Annotated in this window: 18 protein-coding genes and 1 riboswitch; of the genes, 11 read left to right on the top strand and 7 right to left on the bottom strand. The window is 38.8% G+C overall.

Annotation, left to right across the window (positions count from 1 at the left end; genetic code table 11):
* Window positions 1-23: 23 nt before the first annotated feature.
* Window positions 24-1,607: a phosphoglycerate dehydrogenase gene (gene serA, locus Q9M50_13405; GenBank protein ID MDQ7091610.1), complete on the bottom strand. Its 1,584-nt coding sequence runs from the start codon at window positions 1,605-1,607 to the stop codon at window positions 24-26.
* A gap of 331 nt (window positions 1,608-1,938) precedes the next feature.
* On the opposite strand from serA, the gene Q9M50_13400 reads away from it, so the two are divergent.
* Window positions 1,939-2,964 (top strand): DUF475 domain-containing protein, encoded by a 1,026-nt coding sequence (locus Q9M50_13400; GenBank protein ID MDQ7091609.1) that lies wholly within the window; start codon window positions 1,939-1,941, stop codon window positions 2,962-2,964.
* A 67-nt stretch (window positions 2,965-3,031) separates the two neighbouring features.
* Here Q9M50_13400 and Q9M50_13395 read toward each other — a convergent pair whose 3' ends face one another.
* Together Q9M50_13395 and Q9M50_13390 are read right to left on the bottom strand one after the other, a co-directional pair.
* Complete coding sequence (locus Q9M50_13395) at window positions 3,032-3,394, bottom strand: septal ring lytic transglycosylase RlpA family protein (protein ID MDQ7091608.1); 363 nt, start codon at window positions 3,392-3,394, stop codon at window positions 3,032-3,034.
* Window positions 3,395-3,477: 83 nt separating this feature from the next.
* On the bottom strand, window positions 3,478-5,046 hold the full coding sequence (locus Q9M50_13390; GenBank protein ID MDQ7091607.1) for an anion permease: 1,569 nt from the start codon (window positions 5,044-5,046) through the stop codon (window positions 3,478-3,480).
* Between the two features lie 207 nt (window positions 5,047-5,253).
* Window positions 5,254-5,353: riboswitch (TPP riboswitch) on the top strand.
* Window positions 5,354-5,388: 35 nt separating this feature from the next.
* Here Q9M50_13390 and thiC point away from each other — a divergent pair.
* The 3 genes from thiC to dtd all read left to right on the top strand — a co-directional run bounded on the left by thiC (window position 5,389) and on the right by dtd (window position 8,266).
* The gene (gene thiC, locus Q9M50_13385; protein ID MDQ7091606.1) at window positions 5,389-7,263 is read left to right on the top strand and encodes a phosphomethylpyrimidine synthase ThiC; all 1,875 of its coding nucleotides are present in this window, start codon (window positions 5,389-5,391) and stop codon (window positions 7,261-7,263) included.
* 124 nt (window positions 7,264-7,387) lie between these two features.
* On the top strand, window positions 7,388-7,798 hold the full coding sequence (locus Q9M50_13380; protein MDQ7091605.1) for a hypothetical protein: 411 nt from the start codon (window positions 7,388-7,390) through the stop codon (window positions 7,796-7,798).
* 18 nt (window positions 7,799-7,816) lie between these two features.
* A complete protein-coding gene (gene dtd / locus Q9M50_13375; protein ID MDQ7091604.1) occupies window positions 7,817-8,266 on the top strand; it encodes a D-aminoacyl-tRNA deacylase in 450 nt (149 codons plus the stop codon).
* Between the two features lie 7 nt (window positions 8,267-8,273).
* On the opposite strand, the gene Q9M50_13370 is transcribed toward dtd, so the two are convergent.
* The gene (locus tag Q9M50_13370; protein ID MDQ7091603.1) at window positions 8,274-9,125 is read right to left on the bottom strand and encodes a radical SAM protein; all 852 of its coding nucleotides are present in this window, start codon (window positions 9,123-9,125) and stop codon (window positions 8,274-8,276) included.
* A 78-nt stretch (window positions 9,126-9,203) separates the two neighbouring features.
* Here Q9M50_13370 and fae point away from each other — a divergent pair, with 78 nt between their 5' ends.
* On the top strand, window positions 9,204-9,752 hold the full coding sequence (gene fae, locus Q9M50_13365) for a formaldehyde-activating enzyme (protein MDQ7091602.1): 549 nt from the start codon (window positions 9,204-9,206) through the stop codon (window positions 9,750-9,752).
* A 79-nt stretch (window positions 9,753-9,831) separates the two neighbouring features.
* The gene (locus Q9M50_13360) at window positions 9,832-10,041 is read left to right on the top strand and encodes a SlyX family protein (GenBank protein MDQ7091601.1); all 210 of its coding nucleotides are present in this window, start codon (window positions 9,832-9,834) and stop codon (window positions 10,039-10,041) included.
* On the opposite strand, the gene Q9M50_13355 is transcribed toward Q9M50_13360, so the two are convergent.
* Both Q9M50_13355 and ffh read right to left on the bottom strand, forming a co-directional pair.
* Entirely contained in the window at window positions 10,038-10,952 is a 915-nt protein-coding gene (locus Q9M50_13355; protein ID MDQ7091600.1) for a quinoprotein relay system zinc metallohydrolase 2, read from the bottom strand. The genes Q9M50_13360 and Q9M50_13355 overlap by 4 nt on opposite strands.
* A gap of 84 nt (window positions 10,953-11,036) precedes the next feature.
* Window positions 11,037-12,392: a signal recognition particle protein gene (ffh, locus tag Q9M50_13350; GenBank protein MDQ7091599.1), complete on the bottom strand. Its 1,356-nt coding sequence runs from the start codon at window positions 12,390-12,392 to the stop codon at window positions 11,037-11,039.
* Window positions 12,393-12,547: 155 nt separating this feature from the next.
* On the opposite strand from ffh, the gene ccsA reads away from it, so the two are divergent.
* The 4 genes from ccsA to Q9M50_13330 all read left to right on the top strand — a co-directional run bounded on the left by ccsA (window position 12,548) and on the right by Q9M50_13330 (window position 17,703).
* Window positions 12,548-13,342, top strand: coding sequence for a cytochrome c biogenesis protein CcsA (ccsA, locus tag Q9M50_13345; protein ID MDQ7091598.1), 795 nt, complete (start codon window positions 12,548-12,550; stop codon window positions 13,340-13,342).
* Between the two features lie 331 nt (window positions 13,343-13,673).
* Window positions 13,674-15,935 (top strand): fused MFS/spermidine synthase, encoded by a 2,262-nt coding sequence (locus tag Q9M50_13340; GenBank protein ID MDQ7091597.1) that lies wholly within the window; start codon window positions 13,674-13,676, stop codon window positions 15,933-15,935.
* Window position 15,936: 1 nt separating this feature from the next.
* Window positions 15,937-16,971: a UDP-3-O-(3-hydroxymyristoyl)glucosamine N-acyltransferase gene (gene lpxD, locus Q9M50_13335; GenBank protein MDQ7091596.1), complete on the top strand. Its 1,035-nt coding sequence runs from the start codon at window positions 15,937-15,939 to the stop codon at window positions 16,969-16,971.
* Between the two features lie 30 nt (window positions 16,972-17,001).
* Window positions 17,002-17,703, top strand: coding sequence for a rhomboid family intramembrane serine protease (locus tag Q9M50_13330; protein ID MDQ7091595.1), 702 nt, complete (start codon window positions 17,002-17,004; stop codon window positions 17,701-17,703).
* 89 nt (window positions 17,704-17,792) lie between these two features.
* Here the strand turns inward: Q9M50_13330 and Q9M50_13325 are convergent, their stop codons facing one another.
* Window positions 17,793-18,950: a TMEM43 family protein gene (locus Q9M50_13325; GenBank protein MDQ7091594.1), complete on the bottom strand. Its 1,158-nt coding sequence runs from the start codon at window positions 18,948-18,950 to the stop codon at window positions 17,793-17,795.
* A gap of 73 nt (window positions 18,951-19,023) precedes the next feature.
* On the opposite strand from Q9M50_13325, the gene cbiB reads away from it, so the two are divergent.
* Window positions 19,024-19,983, top strand: a complete 960-nt coding sequence (gene cbiB / locus Q9M50_13320) for an adenosylcobinamide-phosphate synthase CbiB (GenBank protein MDQ7091593.1) — start codon at window positions 19,024-19,026, stop codon at window positions 19,981-19,983.
* Window positions 19,984-19,995: the final 12 nt, after the last annotated feature.

The following is a 19,995-nucleotide window of genomic DNA, read 5'->3' as shown; positions in this document are numbered from 1 at the left end:
AAATGCTTACTCTTAAAGGTTAGTTACAAACAAATTTGAGTCGCACTGTGTACCGCAGGAATCGCATGTAAGCCTGCAAATAAATCATCATTTAAGGGCGTAGAAACACTAATAATGGCCATTGCTTGCTCACTCTCATTTCCCGTACTCACTTCCATTCGTGAAATATTAATATTAGCGGTGCCTAAAACATTACTAATGGCCGCAATCACACCGGGTTTATCATCATGACGGGTGACTAATAAAATGCCTTCAGGAACCACTTCAACTTCAAATTGGTTAATACGCACTAAACGAGGATGACAGTCCCCTAATAAGGTACCTTCTAATGAAATACTTTCATCGCCATAATGGCCGACCATTTTGATTAATGATAAGTAACCTTCGGCAACATCACTTTTTGTTTCAACCAGCGAAACGCCTTGACGTTTGGCAATATTCTCAGCATTTACACGATTAACAGGGGTTGATAACTGTCCTGTAAACATTCCGACCAAAGCTTCAACTGAAATAGGTCTAATTTCAAGCTCTGACGCTTTTCCAAAGACAGCAACTTCTAAGCGTTCAATGGGTTTATTGGCTAAATTGACTAACACCTTACCTAGCATGTTGGCTAAATTCATAAATTGGCGAGATTTTTTTAATTCTTCCGCCGATAAACGCGGTAAATTTAAGGCGTTAATCGCTTCCCCTGTTTTTAAGAACGTAACCGCTTGACGAGCAATTTCAACACTGACAGCGACTTGAGCCTCGCGTGTTGATGCGCCTAAATGGGGGGTAAACGTAATATTATCTAATTCAAATAAAGGGGATTCTTTTGGAGGCTCTTGCTCATAAACATCCAATGCAGCAGCGGCAATATCATTATCTTTTAACGCATTATAAAGTGCGGCTTCATCAACCAGTCCACCGCGTGCGCAGTTAATCAACATCGCTGATTTTTTCATGGCTTTAAACTCTTTTTCACCAATAATTCCCCGTGTTTTTTCAATCATCGGGCAATGCAGCGTTAAATAATCAGCTTGAGCGATTAACTCGTCTAGGCTTACGGATTCCGCGCCCATTTGTTCAAAAACATCAGGCGCGACAAAAGGGTCATAAGCAATAACACGCATTTTTAAACCAACACCCCGTTGAGCAACAATGCGACCAATAGTTCCAAATCCTAAAATGGCTAACGTTTTATGAGAAACCTCGGATCCCATAAATTTAGCTTTTTCCCATTTACCCGAACGAACAGAGCTATCTGCTCGGGGTAATAAGCGGCTGAGTGAAAATAAATGGGCTAAAGCCAATTCGGCGGTGGTGGTTGCATTAGCATCAGGCGTATTCATGACAATAATACCTTGCTCTGTTGCCGCAGGGACATCAACATTATCAACCCCAATACCTGCTCGCCCGATAACTTTTAAATTCGTGGCGGCTTTTAAAACTTTTTTAGTGACTTGCGAACCACTACGAATTAATAACGCATCATAGTCACCAATAATTTCACAAAGCTGCGTTTCATTTAGCCCCGTTTCAATATGGATTTGAATACCATCTTGCTCGTTGAGAAAATTAATGCCAGCATCGGCTAATTTGTCAGAAATAAGAATTTTTTTCATGGATTATAAAGGAGTGATTGATAATAAAAATATATTGAATGCGTCATTTGCTGTTATCAAATAAGTATATAGACATTTTTGAACGCAATGGGCCATTATAACACAAGGGAAGTATTGCCTGCGAGCTATCCCTTATGCCCTAATAAAGGTTATTTTTATTCACATAGAATCACTATAAAGCCCTATTAATAAACGCTATCTAAAATTAAATTAAATTAAATGGATAAAAGTCGATTCGTTGATAAACTGAGACCTTGGGATAAAAATTCACCCCTTTGTTAGCCAATTCTTGCTACTATTATGGTTTACATTAAATCTTTAAGGATTCATCATGCAGCATTTTAAATATTCATTTATAGTTACAGGTATCGGCTTGTTCATTGCTTTACTTTGGGGAGGGTGGGCAGCCGTTGCCATTGTGAGTATTTTAGCTATCCTTGAAGTTAGTTTATCTTTTGATAATGCCGTTGTTAACGCAAGTGTATTAAAAAATATGGACGAACTTTGGAAACGCCGATTTTTAACCTGGGGAATGTTAATTGCGGTCCTTGGAATGCGTTTGGTTTTTCCTGTGGTAATTGTTGCCTTTGCCGCTGACTTAGGGATTTTTAAAGTCGCTTATATGGCCGTTGCGGATCCTGATTTATACGCCTCGTTTTTAACGTCGGCCCATGTTCAAATATCGGCTTTTGGTGGAACTTTTTTACTGTTAGTTTTTTTATATTTTATTCTGGATCATGAAAAAGAAGTCATGTGGCTAGAAAAACTTGAGAAAAAACTGTTTAAAGTAGGAAAATTAGATTCTGCAGAAGTTATTATTGCTCTTGTTGCCTTATTAATTATGCAGAGTTTTTTACCCGAAGAAGAAAAGTTATCGGCGTTACTCGCAGGGTTAGGAGGGATTGTCCTTTATGTTTTGATTACAAGTATTGAACTGCTCGAAGGCGAAAATGAAGATGCGATTACGGGAAAAACCTTAAAACGAACGGGGGTTATGGCGTTTGTTTATTTAGAATTTTTAGATGCCAGCTTTTCATTTGATGGGGTTATCGGTGCGTTTGCGATTACTAAAGATGTGGTTATTATTATGGTAGGTTTGGCCATTGGTGCTATGTTTGTACGTTCATTAACTATTTTTTTAGTTGATAAAGGTACATTAGATGATTATATCTTTTTGGAACATGGCGCACATTATGCAATTGGGGCATTAGCGATGATTATGCTACTCAGTATGGTAATTCATATTTCTGAAGTCTTTACGGGATTAATTGGGGTGACTTTTATTGGTTTGTCGGTTTATTCTTCTATACAATATCGAAAAGCCGAGGCAGAAATAGAAATAAAAGATAATAAATAAAGATACGGGGATTGCGTGTCCTACGATAGAGACGCGGTGTATCGCGTCTCTTACCTGAAATGAGAGCTTAAGGTTTTAAAACGGTCACGTTGACCTTTGCAAGTCCTTTTTTAACAAAGCCCAATTTTTTAGCCGCCGCGTAAGATAAATCAATCAATCGTTTTCTAAAAGCCCCTCGGTCATTAATCGTGACAACAACAGAGCGATGATTGCGTAAATTAGTCACTTTAACTTTACTGCCAAAGGCAAGCCCATTATGAGCGGCCGTTAATTTTCTTTTATCGTAGCGTTGGCCACTGGCTGTTTTTCTTCCCTGAAATTTAGCCGCATAATAACTAGCCACCCCTTTTTCTGACGCAGATACATGGGTGATGCAGAGTGAGGTTAAACCGATGAGGAAAAAAGGGAAAAAAAGTTTGTTGAGTTTCATATTTTAATAGGTTGATTATAAAAAAATAGTATAAATCATCCTGTTAGAAACTCAAAATCGCTTTATCCCTTTAGCGCATGTGATTAGGGCAACATAAAACCTCTAATGGTAAAATAGAGTAAAGCGGCTAATAACGCGGACACAGGGACAGTAATAACCCATGCCGCTGCAATTTTATAAAGGTGTGAGCGTTTTACTATTTCTTGATTATAAATACGTTTTAACCCTTTACGCTCTTTTTTACTTAACGATAAACCTGTTTTATTGGCCTTTAATTCAATTAACATTTCACCTTTAATTTTTATGGATGCCGATTTGAACCCTATTAAATAGGCTTCAACTGCTTCGGGGTTATCATCGATATGATGTAATTTAATTTCTTCAATCATAACGGCGTAACTGCGTTTTAAATATTCACGCAAAAAACCGACTCCAAATACAGCCCCTACCGCTATATGAGTAGAACTGACAGGCAATCCTAGCTGACTGGCAATAATCACCGTAATTGACGCGGCCATAGCGACACAAAAAGCCCGCATTTTATCAAGCTCAGTAATTTCACTGCCCACGGTACGAATTAATTTAGGCCCATAAAGGGCTAAACCCACCGCAATTCCTATGGCACCCACTAACATAACCCATAATGGAATGGTTGCTTTAGAAACGACCCCGCCACTAAAAATAGCATCATTAATGGCCGCCAATGGACCAACTGCATTTGCGACATCATTGGCCCCGTGCGCAAAACTAAGTAAGGCGGCAGAAATAATAAGCGGTAAGGTGAATAATCCGTTGACACTTTCTTTGGTATTACTCATTTTTTTAGCCGCCGCTTTAATTAAAGGGCGACATAAAATAAAAATAGTCACCGCTATGGTTAAACCAATCATTAATGCGGAACTAAACTCTACCTTCCAAATCTTCTTCAGCCCTTTTAAGATAAGATAGGTTGAAAAAGCCCACACCATTAACGCCACTAAAATAGGAACGACTTTCTGAGCCGCTTTAAGCATTTCTTCTTGATAAGTAATCGTACGCTTAATTAAATAAAGGAAGCTAGCGGCAATTACCCCGCCAAATAACGGTGAAATAACCCAACTCGCCGCAATTTTTCCAAAAACAGCCCAATCTGCAATTCCAAATCCACCCGCTGCAATTCCCGCGCCTAAAACACCGCCAACAATTGAATGAGTTGTTGAAACAGGTGAACCTACAAACGTGGCAATATTGAGCCAAATAGCGGCGGCAAAAAGAGCCGCCATCATTAACCAAATGAACGTATCGCTATCGGCAATCATCTCAGGATTAATAATCCCTTTTTTAATGGTACTTACCACATCCCCGCCGGCAACAATAGCCCCCATCGCTTCAAAAATCGCCGCAATTAAAATGGCGCCTCCCATTGTTAAGGCTTTAGAGCCCACCGCAGGGCCTACATTATTGGCGACATCATTAGCCCCAATATTTAAGGCCATATACCCCCCAATAACCGCAGCGGCTACTAATAATAAATGCTTATCAATGCCCCCTGACATTTCCAAGACATAAATCATTACCCCGAACATAAACAACAAAGCAATGGAAATTCTAACTAACTCAGTTTTGGCTGACGAAGTCGCATTTTCGAGTTGGTTAATATTATTTAAATCCATACAGTTTCCCCTACAGTACTCAATGATAACAATAATAAAAAACGCCATTTTAGCGTAAATAAGCTCGTTTACCGTACTTAGTGAACTAAATAATAGCTAATTACGCGAATGGGGGATAAAACTTTTTGATTTATAATAACTTGCTAAAATAGACTTTAGAATTTAACTTGCAATCCAAGCCGTTATCCTTTAATTTAGACGGTTGCTTATAAAGGCTAGGGGTGTTTTATTTTAGGATAAAGCTGAGAAAAACCCTTTGAACCTGAGCCTGGATAATACCAGCGTAGGAAAGCCCCTCATGTTTTTCTGCGCCTTAGTTTTTTGTAATTTGGAGAAAAAAGCATGAGTGCTGATTTAAAAGAAAATCCCACCACAGAAACGGCTGTAAGTCGTGTCAAAATTGCCCCTTACCCTGCCTCTGAAAAAATTTATGTTGAAGGGTCTCGCCCTGACATTCAAGTTCCAATGCGTAAGATTATCCTTTCAGATACGCCTGTTCATTTTGGAACAGAAAAAAATCCTCCGCTTTATGTTTATGATACGTCGGGCATTTATACCGACCCAACGGTTGAGGTTGATTTAAAAAAAGGATTAGCTGAAATTCGTCAGGCTTGGATTTTAGAGCGTGATGATACTGAATTATTAGAGGGGCCTTCTTCTGAATTCGGACATGAGCGTTTACATGATGCGACCACTGAGCATTTACGCTTTAAACACATTAGTCAGCCCCGTCGTGCAAAATCAGGTAAAAATGTTAGCCAAATGCACTACGCACGTCAGGGAATCGTTACCCCTGAAATGGAATTTATTGCCATTCGTGAAAATCAAAAAATGGATGAGATGCAAAATTTATGGAAAAATCAACATGCGGGTGATTCCTTAGGCGCGTCTCTTCCAGAAAAAATAACCGCTGAATTTGTCCGTGATGAAGTGGCTAGAGGGCGAGCGATTATTCCTTGTAATATTAATCACCCTGAATTAGAGCCGATGATTATTGGGCGTAATTTTTTGGTTAAAATTAATGGCAATTTAGGTAATTCAGCCATTACGTCTTCTATTGAAGATGAAGTTGAAAAAATGTTATGGGGGATTCGTTGGGGCGGCGATACCATTATGGATTTATCGACAGGTAAAAATATCCATGAAACTCGTGAGTGGATATTACGCAATTCGCCTGTGCCTATTGGAACCGTACCGATTTATCAAGCGTTAGAAAAAGTGGATGGTAAAGCTGAAAATTTAACCTGGGAAATTTTTCGTGATACGTTAATCGAACAAGCGGAACAAGGTGTTGATTATTTCACCATTCATGCGGGGGTTCGTTTGCATCACATTCCGATGACGGCAAAACGAATGACTGGTATTGTGTCTCGTGGTGGCTCAATCATGGCAAAATGGTGTTTAGCACACCATACGGAAAGTTTTTTATACACGCATTTTGAAGAAATTTGTGAAATTATGAAAGCCTATGATGTCTCGTTTTCATTAGGCGATGGATTGCGTCCAGGGTCTATTTATGATGCCAATGATGAAGCTCAGTTTGCGGAATTAGAAACGCTGGGTGAATTGACTCAAATTGCCTGGAAACATGAGGTTCAAACGATGATTGAAGGCCCAGGTCATGTGCCTTTGCACATGATTAAAGTTAACATGGAAAAACAGTTGGAAGACTGTGATGAAGCGCCTTTTTATACGCTTGGGCCTTTGACCACGGATATTGCCCCAGGTTACGATCATATTACCTCTGTTATTGGAGCCGCAAATATTGGTTGGTATGGTTGTGCAATGTTATGTTATGTGACGCAAAAAGAACATTTAGGCTTACCGAATAAAGAGGATGTTCGTGAAGGAATTGTTACTTATAAAATTGCAGCTCATGCGGCTGATTTAGCTAAAGGTCATCCTGGCGCGCAGGTGCGTGATAATGCGATGAGTAAGGCGCGTTTTGAATTTCGATGGGAAGATCAGTTTAATATTGGTTTAGATCCTGAGAAAGCGCGTGAATTTCATGATGAGACCTTGCCTAAAGATTCGGCAAAAATTGCTCATTTCTGCTCTATGTGTGGCCCTCATTTTTGTTCGATGAAAATATCTCAAGATGTGCGTGAATATGCGAAACAAAAAGGAATTAATGAAAAAGAGGCGTTAAAACAAGGGATGGATGAAAAATCAGAACAGTTTTTGAAGGAAGGGGCTGAGGTTTATCATAAAGTTTAAACGTTGGATAAGCTGAATTGGATAAGTACCTGATAGCTTTCAGGTACTTTGATAAAGTCTCGGCGAGTTGACTGAGGCACTTAGATAACGGCAATACGATATTTTAATAATTTATGGCAAGGCGATGAGTGATAATGATGCGTTTGAAAATAATGCGATTGAGGGTGAAGATGAAATCGGATCATTGAATCACAGTATGATACACGCTAATTTAGGCGGATTACTGAAATTTAAATGCGATCAACAACGGGCCGTTATGAACGAATTAAGCTTAGATATTAGTCAATATGATTTGAGCGAATACGATCTGGGGGCTAACGGTGAGTTTAAACCTGATGTCTGTGCTTATCGTCATTGCCCTGTTATTCCTAAAGGTAAAGGGGATTTAATTAAGGTTTCACAGCCTCATTCGTATAAAAATTATGATTTAAACAGTGATGAAATTATTGATGGGGGTGATGGAGATACCGTTATCGATGGCTCATGTATTCTCACTGACAAAGGGATGATGTATTGTTCTAAGGTTAACCGTTAATTATTCAAAATAAAAAATATGATTTCAATTATCCAGCGCGTAACTGAGGCCAGCGTGAGTGTGAATACGCGAGTGATAGGCTCTATTCCACAGGGTATTATGGCCTTAATGGCGGTTGAAAAAGACGACACTGAAAAAGAAGGGATTCAGATGTTGGCGCGAATTTTAAATTATCGCATTTTTGCCGATCAGGATGAAAAAATGAATCGTAGTTTAAGCGATATTAAGGGCGGCTTATTAATAGTTCCTCAATTTACCCTTGCCGCGGATACAGAAAAGGGTAATCGTCCTAGTTTTCATCGCGCCGCCTCACCTGAGCAAGGTCGTTTGCTGTTTAATTATTTACAACATCATGCTAAAGAAATTTACCCACGGGTGCAATTTGGAGAATTTGGTGCCAATATGCAGGTGAGTTTAGTGAATGATGGGCCTGTCACCTTTACCTTAAAAACCAAACGATCCAAATAGTTTGTATTTATCCTGAAACCGAAACGTGAAAACCTAGTTCTCTAATCTCATTAGCCAACGACTCTAGGGTCTCAAATGGCATTTTTTCTAAATCAACCGCTTCTTTTTGAAATGATTGGCGTTCAATCGTGTACAACATAATTTCGTTGATTAAATTGAGCGGTTTTAAACGCTGAATAAGGGTTAAATAAGCCTGTTTTTCAGAGTCTAAAAGCCCTTGATGTTGATAATTAACGAAACAGGTTTGTAGTTTAGTTTGGCATAAATGAGTGGCGGTTATCAATTTTGAAAACTGTGCTTGAGGTGACATTGAACTGTTATTAATCAATGAAATACCTTCTGACGTTGCGCTGTCCACTTTAAACCAAATTTCACCTTGATAATCCTTCAGTCGTTTTAGCCCGTGTTGCACGTCTTGACGATGGATGAAACTCCCATTCGTAATGAGGACAAAATTTGCTTGCGGTAAAACGCTCCATTTTGTTGCGCATTCACCGATAACCGTAATGGCTTTTGCAAATTCTTTAACACTCGTCGGCTCACCATTACCCGAGATAGCAATATCTTTAATAACACGTTGAGCGTCGGGAACATTAAACCGTTGATAAAAATCCCCCTCTAAAACATCGGCTAAAAAATTATTTAATTCATGTTCTAAGGTTTTAAACTCTATATTAGGAGCCGCGCCTTTTTTTAAATCGGGGACTTGGCAATAAATACAACGCCAATTACAGGCGTTATTGGGATTAAAATTAATGCCTATTGATAATCCCCCTGCACGTCTTGAAATCACAGGATAGACATAGGTTAAGCCCACAACATAACGGTCGTGGTCGATACTGGTTAGTTTTTGTGGCATCTTAAAGGTTAAAAATAGAGGGGAATCATGGTATTCTATCTAATTAAATCTATTTTATAAATACTTTGGAGTCAAAAAATGAGTGATAGAATCGTATTGCGTACAGGTGAGGCATTAGTTGCAGGTGGACCCCGAGGAACAGCGGCAGAACCTGAGATTGTCATTGGTGAATTAGATGGACCTGTTGGGACTGCATTAGCTACCTTAACAGGGGATCAAGCGAAAGGTCACTCAAAAGTATTTGCTATTTTAAATACGGATATTCAAGTTCGCCCTGTTACGTTAATGGTGAGTAAAGTAACGGTAAATAATAATCGTTATACGAATATTTTAATGGGAACGGTACAAGCGGCTATTGCGAATGGCGTTTTAGATGCGGTACGTGCAGGCGATATTCCTAAAGAAAAAGCCAATGATTTAGGGATTATTTGTTCGGTTTGGTTAAACCCTAGTGTGGCAACCGATGATAATTTAGATCATCAAATTTTATTTGATATTCATCGTAAAGCGACGGCATTGGCGATTAAAAAAGCCATGAATAATGAACCGAGTATTGATTGGTTGTTAGAAAATCAAGATTCTATTACCCATAAATATTTTCAAATGGGATTAGACGGTAAAATTTAATTTCCGTTTTTAAAGGTATTTTTTTAAAGCCTCGATGATTTTATCGGGGTTTTTTATTTTTAAGGAGTCTGAAAAAATTATGAGTGAAACGCGAATAATTGAGCTGGAAATTAAAGTAGCGTACCAAGAAGATTTGCTGCATTCACTGAATGATATTATTAGTGACCAACAAAAACAACTTTATCGTTTAGAAAATTCATTAACACTGTTGCATCAACGCCAGCAAACACTGGCGGATAATATGGAATCAACCTCGTCGGATGATAACCAGCCCCCGCCTCATTATTAGTCTTCCCATTCTAATTCTGCAAAGGCGGCTGTGATATTTTTACGATGAAACTGTTCAAATAATTTCCAGCGGTTTTTTTCAGAATAGGCGACGGATTCAACCGCCTCTTCCAAGAATTTACCCTGTTTTATCATCACTCGAATTTCATCACGCAATAAGGTTAAATAACGTTTTTGAGGTTGTAAGCTATGTTTCCAATCGGTCACAAGCGCACCATGCCCTGGAATCACATAGTCATACGATTGCTTTTCTAAACGTGCTAATTCAGCTAACCAGCCATTGATGCTCCCATCTAGGACAGGGATATGTTCCCGAAATAATAAATCAGATAACCAGAGAGTTTGGGTCTGTTTGTCATAAATGCTGAGATCATTATCGGTGTGAGCGGTTGGGTGGGCGGTTAACTCTAATTTACGTCCGCCTAGATCAAGTGTCAAATGGTCTTCTACATTAATTGTTGGGGGGATAATGTCATGAATGTTTAGGTTGATGGCCAGTGATTCAGCCGCTTTATCTAAATAATAATCACGACGAACAGCCATAGCTCTGGCTAATTTATGATGACCTACAAATTCAACCCCAGCGGTTTTAAACGCACGGTTGCCATAAATATGATCGGGGTGAACATGGGTATTAATGACATAACAAACAGGCGTGCTAGTCGTTTGGGTAATGGCTTTTTTTAAGGCGGCCCCTTGCGTCGGATTACCGCCTGAATCAATGACCGCAACACATTTTTTACCGACAATAAACCCTATGTTTGCAATAGCCCCATGATTTTTGGTATCGGGTACTTGGTGCTTTCCAAAATGAACATAAATACCTTGAGAGACTTCGTTAACAGTTAACGCCTCTAGTGCGTTCGCTTGTTGACTTATCACTAATAAAGCAATAATTCTTAACAGTTTCATAAAGGACTCTTTTGTTAGTCAATAGTAAAGAGCCGTTGATCTTAAGCATTCAGGAGTGGCGGCTCTCTTAAAATTTCAATTCGGTTAAGGACGCATTCCACGTAGGCTACTTTTCATGCCGCGCATCATATTGGTTAAATTCCCTTTTTTCATTCGTTTCATCATTTTTTGCATCATTTTATACTGCTTTAAAATTCTATTGACATCTTGTAGTTCTTGGCCAGCCCCTTCTGCAATACGACGTTTACGACTTCCTTTTATTAAATCAGGGGTGCGGCGTTCTTGCATCGTCATTGAATTAATAACCCCAATTTGTCGAGATAACGCTTTGTCATTGACTTGATCTTTTAAATGCGCGGGAACGTCATTGATTCCAGGTAATTTATCCATCATTGATTTTACCCCGCCCATGTTGTGCATTTGTTCTAATTGCTCACGAAAATCCTCTAGGTCAAAACCTTTACCCTTCATGACTTTTAAGGCTAATTTATCCGCTTTTTTCTTATCCGCTTTTTGCTCTATTTCCTCAATCAGGGATAACATATCCCCCATGCCCAAAATACGAGAGGCGATACGTTCAGGATAAAAAGGTTCAAGAGCCTCCGCTTTTTCACCCATCCCGATAAATTTAATCGGCTTCCCTGTAATATGCCGAACCGATAAGGCCGCTCCACCACGGGCATCCCCATCAGCTTTGGTTAATACAACCCCTGTTAAAGGGAGGGCATCGTTAAATGCTTTTGCCGTGTTAGCGGCATCTTGCCCTGTCATACTATCGACAACAAACAAGGTTTCAACAGGGGTTATGGCCGCATGAAGGGCTTTGATTTCGCCCATCATTTCGTCATCAATATGTAAACGTCCTGCGGTATCAACAATCACTACGTCAAGAAACTGCTTTTTAGCGGCGGCTATGGCGTTGGTGGCGATATCAACAGGTTTTTGACTAATATCACTGTCAAAAAAAGTTAAGTCTAAATCATTCGCTAAAGTTTCTAATTGTTTGATCGCTGCGGGGCGATAAACATCGGCACTAACAACCCCTACTTTTTTCTTTTTATTTTTTTGTAACCAAAGGCCTAATTTAGCAACGGTGGTTGTTTTACCCGCGCCTTGTAAACCGGCCATTAAGATAATGGCGGGGGGATTGGTTTTTAAATCCAGTTCTTCATTGGCCTCACCCATCACCATGATGAGCTCATCTTGAACAACTTTGACTAACGCTTGTCCAGGTGAAAGGCTTGTTTGTACGGTTTGACCTAAGGCTCTGTTTTTTACGCGTTCAATAAAATCAGTCACAACAGGCAAGGCAACATCGGCTTCTAATAAAGCCATTCTTACTTCGCGTAAGGTTTCTTTTATATTGTTATCAGTCAGTCTGCCCTGACCTTTTATTTTTTTAAGGGTACCACTTAAACGGTCGGTTAAATTATCAAACATAGTTATATTTTTAAGTCTTTATCAATTTAAATACGCATCCTTAGCTAAAATCAATCTATCAGAAATGATGAGCATTAGGACAAACAGGCTGAATATATTACCATACCCTACCCCTAAGCCCTTATTAGTTTACTTAATTTAAACGAGTCTTTATCATGAATGTTAATCTACTTGCTCTGCTTTCTATTTGTGCTTATTTGGGGGGTAGTGCTTGTTTAATTAAAGGTTTTTGCCAACAACCAAAACGATTTATAGCCATTTATTCAGCCTGGTTAGCGGTTATCGTACATTTTATTTATCTTGGTGTGGTTTTTTTACAGATGAACTATTTCAATTTTAGTTTATTTAATACCGCCTCTTTGATTTCAGCGTTAGTTGTTTTATTATTGCTTTTAGCCAGTCTAACGAAACCTGTTGAAAAATTAGGTCTCGTTATTTTTCCCTTTACAGCTCTATTATTAGCGTTAGATGTTATTTTTCCTGATAAGTATTCAAGTTTTCAATCTTATAGTTGGCAAATGAATGCGCATATTTTTAGCTCAATTATAGCGTTTAGTTTGTTAAGTATTGCAGCCCTACAGGCTTTATTTTTAGCGATTCAAGAAAAACAATTACGCTGTCACCCGCCTCGAAAATTTATTTTAAATTTACCTGCGTTACAAACGATGGAATCCCTTTTGTTTCAAATGATTACGATCGGTTTAATCTTTTTATCGACCTCATTATTGACAGGGGTTTTATTTATAGAGGATTTATTTGCACAACATTTAGTTCATAAAACCGTCTTATCCATTGTTGCGTGGCTGATCTTTTCCGCACTGTTAACGGGGCGATTAAACTATGGTTGGCGAGGACAAACAGCGGTACGTTTTACGCTGGTCGGTTTTTTACTTTTACTCTTAGCGTATTTTGGGAGTAAATTGGTTTTGGAAGTTATTTTGAATAAGTAGTCGCGATAAGAAATAGAAAATGAACCGCATTAAGTTATTAAAACGCCCTGCTTAGGAATAAGCACGAATTAAGTCATGCAACTTAAATTTATAAGCCTTGAGTTATCAACGTTTTTGAATTAAGTTGCCTACGCTATTTCATGCACGTTCCTTAGGATTATAAATTAGATGTCTTAAGTATCACAAAAATAGACTACCAACTTAAGATGGGACACGTTGGGCTTAACCGTCCGCCCTTCGACTGGACTCAGGACGAACGGTTAAGCCTCGCTCCATAGTATCTCGTCTTAAGTTGGTAGCCAAAAAATAATAAATATATTTTAATTGAACCATGAATCCAAATTCTCAACGTAATTTCTCTTTAATTCTTTTATTTGCCTTTACTTTATTCATCAGTGCATCGTTGATGTTTGTTGTTCAGCCGATGTTTGGAAAAACATTACTCCCTTTATTAGGTGGCTCCCCCGCAGTTTGGAATACCTGCATGGTTTTTTATCAAACCATTTTGTTTTTAGGCTATTTGTATGCTCATACGCTGACCTCACAGACAAAACAACATCGACAAATTCAAATTCATGCTGCGGTCATTATGATAAGTTTTTTGGCCTTGCCCGTTGCGTTGCCTGAAAATATTATTCCTCCGACCGAAAGTAACCCGACAGGTTGGTTAATGTGGGTTTTATTATTAGCCATTGGCTTGCCTTTTTTTGTGGTCTCGACCACGTCAACTTTATTGCAAAAATGGTTCGCGAATATGGGACATGATACCAGTCATGATCCTTACTATTTGTATGCAGCGAGTAATTCAGGGAGTTTATTAGCGTTATTGAGTTACCCTTTTTTGATTGAACCGACGATTGGTTTAGCGACTCAAAAAATAGTTTGGAGTGGGGGGTATGTCTTTTTATGTCTCTTGATTCTAGCGTGTGCGGCGTTGTTATGGCAGTCCTCGAAGCAAGAACCCGTTACTGAAACAATTGAGCCATTAGAACCTAAAATAGAAGTGGAAACGGAAACATTAACACTTTATAGGCAGATTCATTGGGGACTGCTTGCTTTTGTACCGTCAAGTTTGTTATTGGGGTTAACCAACTTTATCAGTACAGATATAGCATCCGTTCCATTATTATGGATTATTCCTTTAACCTTATTTTTATTAACCTTTGTGTTGGTTTTTTCATCATGGGCGGATAAAATTCATCCATTAATGGTGAGTTTTCAACCTGTGGTTTTATTGCCTTTTATTGCGTACTCCTTTATTAATCCTGCCCTATTACCGTATTGGCTCGATTTATTGTTACATTTACTGGCTTTTTTCTTAGCCGTGATGGTTTGTCATGGGGAATTAGCAAAATCACGGCCCTCTACGGCCCATCTAACCACCTTCTATTTGATTATGTCATTTGCAGGGATGTTGGGCGGTATGTTTAATACCTTTATTGCGCCTTTTATATTCAATGCGGTTTATGAATACCCGATTATGATTGTGGCGGCCTTACTCCTTCGCCCTGGTGTGTTAGCCAGTGATAACTTAAATGTAGAGCGATTAAAACGAGTGGCCTTACAAGGGGTTTTTCCTCTTTTAGTGTTTATCGTGGGGTTAAGCATTTATACGTTTGTTGATGATTTTCCAAACTACTTAGACAGTATTGGCGGTGGGTTAATTTTATTTGCAGGCTTAACGTACGCTTTTAGAAAACAAGCGGTGACCTTGGCATTATTAACGGGGACGTTGTTATTTTTTAGTATTGGGTTGCACAGCTCACTGTCTCATACCCTTTATCAAAAACGTAGCTTTTTTGGTGTTTTTTCAGTTCGAGAAGCGGTACTTAGAAATGAAACCAATCAACCTGAAAAATATCATGAATTATTTCATGGAACCACTAAGCATGGCGCACAACGATTGCCCTCTCATTTAAAACAAATTCCTTTAACCTATTATAGCCGTCCAGGACCGATGGGGCAGTTGTTTAAAGCTTTTGACACGGATAATAATCAATGGGTCATTGGTTCCGTAGGATTAGGGGCGGGCGCATTAGCCTGCTATGCAAAGCCGCAACAAAATTGGACTTTTTATGAAATTGATCCTTTGGTGGTTGATATTGCAAAGAATCCCAAGTATTTTGATTATTTATCCTTGTGTGCAAAAAATGCAACGATGCGTATTGGGGATGCGCGGTTATCGTTAAAAAATGAACCCGCCGAAAAATTTGATTTATTAATTTTAGATGCCTTTAGTTCAGATTCGGTTCCTATTCATTTGCTGACTCAGGAAGCGATGGGGCTTTATTTTGATAAATTAAAACCGACAGGAATTCTAGCCTTTCATATTACTAATCGTCATTTAGAGATTAAAAAAGTAATTGCCGATCATGCAAAGCAGCTAAAATTAGCGGCCTTAATTCAAGAGTTTAAACCTAAAAATCCTGCGCCTTTAGTGGTCGCAACAGACTGGGTGGTTATGGCTAAAGACCCTAAAACCCTAGCACGTTTAGATAAAAATGGGCTTGGTCATTGGCAGAAACTCCCACTGTATTTTAATATGAAACCATGGACTGATGATTTCACCAACATTTTAGATATTTGGAAATAATATGACGTTGACTATCGAAACACTGAGTAAGTTGTGTCAAGCGCAGCTGAGTAATGGAAACCCTGATACCCAGATTACCGCCGCCGCAGATATTATGGAGGCTACAGAAAATCAGGTCACGGTTTTAAGCAGTCCCAAGTACGCTAAATATTTAAAAAAAAATAAGGCTTCCGCGTGTTTTGTTTCAGATAAGTTTTTGCTAGACGATGCACCTGAAGGAATGGCGTTATTAATCTGTGCCGATCCTGAAATAAGTTTTTTAAAGGCGGTGACGGCACTTCATCCATCCAAAAAAAGAGTTGCTAAAATAGCCTCACAAACGGTGATAGCAAAGGATGTTGTTTTGGGGGAAGCCCTTCATATTGGCGCATTTACCAGTATAGATGAAAAGAGTGAAATAGGGGATAACACGCATATTTTAGCGAATGTACAAATAGGCTCGAATGTAAAAATAGGTAAAAACTGTCGAATTTATCCGCAAGTCGTAATTTATGATGATACCCGAATTGGCGATAATGTTATTATTCACTCAGGAACCGTCATTGGCGCGGACGGCTTTGGTTATAAATATCGTGATAATCAGCATATCAAAGTTCCTCATGTCGGTAATGTGGTGATTGAAAATGATGTCGAAATTGGAGCAAATACGTGTGTTGATAGAGGGGCATTAGGCTCTACTAGGATAGGCGCGGGCAGTAAAGTTGATAACTTAGTCCAATTAGGCCATAACAATAAAGTGGGACGAAATGTTATTATTTGCGGACAATCAGGAATTTCAGGTTCGTGTGTTATTGAAGATGGGGCCATCTTAGCGGGGAGTTCGGGCATTGCAGATCATGTGACTATTGGACAACAAGCGGTTGTTATGGCCAGAAGTGGGGTTTCACAAGATATAAAAGCAGGTTCTCAGGTGTTTGGATTTCCTGCAAAAGATAGAAAAATAGCATGGCGAGAATTGGCGGCCTTAACAAAACTGCCTTTGTTATTAAAAAAGTTTAAAAATTTAGAAAGTCGAGTAGACCACTTAGAAAAATAATTTTTATTGCTCTTTCTTGAGGTGAGCTAAATGATACCTATTAGAGATTCCATTCCTAGTCGCACGCGCCCGTACATTAGTTGGGTGTTAATGGCGAGTTGCATTGTTGTTTTTTTGAGTATGAAGTTTTTAATGGACTTACAACAACAGCATTTTATTTTGTATTTTTATGGGATGGTGCCGTTACGTTATTATGATCCTCAATGGGCTGTAAATTTTGGATTTCCTAGAGATTATGGGCTTTCATTTTTAAGTGGTTTATTTTTACATGGCGGTTGGTTACATTTAATTATTAATAGTTGGTTTATTTGGATTTTTGCTAAAAATATAGAAGATAGTATGGGGCATTGGAAATTTCTAGCCTTTTACTTGGCATGTGGGGTTATTTCAATGTTAACTCAATGGTTTTTTTCATCTGAATTAGCGATTCCAGTCGTTGGGGCATCAGGGGCTATTGCGGGTGTTTTAGGGGCGTATTTCTTCTTGTTTCCTTATGCACGGGTGGTTGTTTGGATTCCTATTTTATTATTACCTATTTTTGTGGAAATCCCTGCAATTGCTTTTTTAGGTTTTTGGATGATCTTACAAATACAAGAAGCGACCACTTCTATTTTTTTTGAAGGTGAAAGTTCGGGGGTTGCTTGGTGGGCGCATATCAGTGGGTTTGTAGCAGGGGCGGTTTTATACCGTTTATTTCTACGTGATGATTTTGTACAACCGAGCTATGAATAAAATTTTCAACTAAAAATAAAACTCGATTTTTTATTTTTAAATTCAGTGGGCGATTAATAATAGTTTATTGATCCCCACTGATAGCCTTTTTACTGGGTAGAGATTCCACGAAATTTTTTATCGGAGATAAGTTTAATAGCGATAATAGCTAGAACGGCGATGGTGATTAACCCCATTGCTAATAAGGGGCGATAAGCTACCCACGCTAATGCAATTGTTAACATCGCGCAGGGGAGTGTGATTAAAAAAGCGAATACTTTGGTCCCCATTGAAATTAAATCGCCTAAAATGGGGATAATACGTCCCAAAACAGCCGCGGGTTTAAAAATGATGACCAAGCCCCACCACATGATGAATGCGCCCCCGAAACGAACGGCCCACGTGATTACTGTATTTTCTCTATGCTCTGCGTTGAATAGGGCGGTTGCATCCATTAAGCCTAATTTTAATAAGTCGATAGGGCTTCCCGCCTCGGTTTGATAGGCTAAAAAATGATTATCTTGTTGTTGGGCAATTAAGCTAATCGTTGTGGCGTTAACAACTTGAAAGTTAATTCGCATGTCCCCAATTTCAGGATTATTGGTATCAAAGCCTAAATAAAGTTCATTTCCTACTAAAGTGAGTTTTTTATTGGCGAGCAGGGCAGGGGGATGACTATTGTGAAGACTCAAAGGAATTTTTTGGTTAATTTTTTTAATCTGCTGGGTATTTAACTGATAAGCCCCCAATTTTACTTGGGTCGCTTGCAGCGTTTTATTCGGATAGATTATAGGCGGGTTGTGATATTCCGTGTTGTTGAATTTTTTAGAATCAATGTATGTATCGTGCCATTCTTGACTGTAAGTGTAGGTAATTTTAGTTTCCCTACTTCCGCCCCTTTTTTCCGTTGTTTCGGTTGTTTTATTTTCTTGCCATTGATACATGGTGACATGGCGAGATAATTTAATGGCTGTTGCAAAGACATTAAAGGGTTCATCCTGTAAAACCTCCTCGGTCATTGCCAAGCCTTGAGTATGAACTAATTGACCATTATTAGCGGGTTTAATGGTTTGAGATGAGACAGAAATAACTAATTTTTGCCCTTCGACCAAGCTATTGTAAAGTTCAACAGAGCGACCTTCATTCCACCAAAGTAGTGGAAAAGATACGATAAATAAAAAAATACCCAAAAGTATGCCTTTAATAGAGCCGCCTAAGCCACCAGACCTATTTTCAGTTGTCATTCTGCTAAAAAAGTCATTACTCATCATGAACCCTTTTTTATAATTATCAATAAAAAATCATGATAACAGTTGCCGATTAACAAAGACAACGCCTTAAATGGGGGACTTACCCCTTTCGTTATTATCAATCAGGATTAATATGGAATGGATAACCAGTATTTTTATTGCAGTAGGGTTAGATTTATACTTAGGAGAGCCTAAACGTTGGCACCCTTTAATTTTTTTTGGACGCTTGGCTAGCGTTATTGAACATCATTTTCTTAAGGTCAAATTTTCAGGGACAGGGCAAAAAATAATGGGAATTGTGGCTTTAATACTCCTTTTAACGGTATTTAGCCTTCCTCTTTATTATTTACAACAATTTAGTTTATTTAATGGGCTTGTTGCGCCAATTATTTTATATTTTTGTATTGCAGCGAACAGTTTAAAGCAACATGCCGTTGATGTTTTACAGGCTTTGGATCAGGGGGATTTAAACTTAGCTCGAAAAAAAGTAGCGATGATCGTTAGTCGAGACTGTAGCCAAATGGATGAATTAGCCGTGAGACGAGCAACCCTTGAATCGGTATTGGAAAATGGCGCGGATGCTATATTTGCGCCTTTATTTTGGTTTATGATAGGCGGGGCTGCGGGGGTTGTTATCTATCGCATTTGTAATACCTTAGATGCAATGTGGGGCTATAAAAATGCCCGTTATGTGTATTTTGGCTGGGCAGCGGCACGATTAGATGATGGTTTGAATTTTATTCCTGCTCGATTAACGGCATTAAGTTATATTTTATGGGGACAAAAAAAGTTAGGGTGGCAATGTTGGAAAACTCAAGCTAAATTATTAGAAAGTCCTAATGGCGGCGTTGTGATGACAGCGGGGGCAGGCAGTTTAAATGTTCAATTAGGGGGCGGGGCTTTTTATCAGGGGGTGTATAAAGACAAACCGTTGTTTGGTAGCGAGCGACTACCTGAGAATAAAGATATTGAGCGGGCTAATCATTTAATTGATTTAACCTTAGTTTTATGGGGAGGTTTGTTACTGTTGGGGGCATTATTTTTGGTTTAGGTAAAAGGTGGA

The organism is Methylococcales bacterium (assembly GCA_030949405.1).
Taxonomy (GTDB): Bacteria; Pseudomonadota; Gammaproteobacteria; order Methylococcales; family Methylomonadaceae; genus WTBX01.
The sequence above is the reverse complement of the archived record's forward strand: the minus strand, read 5'-3'. Positions and strand labels throughout refer to the sequence as shown.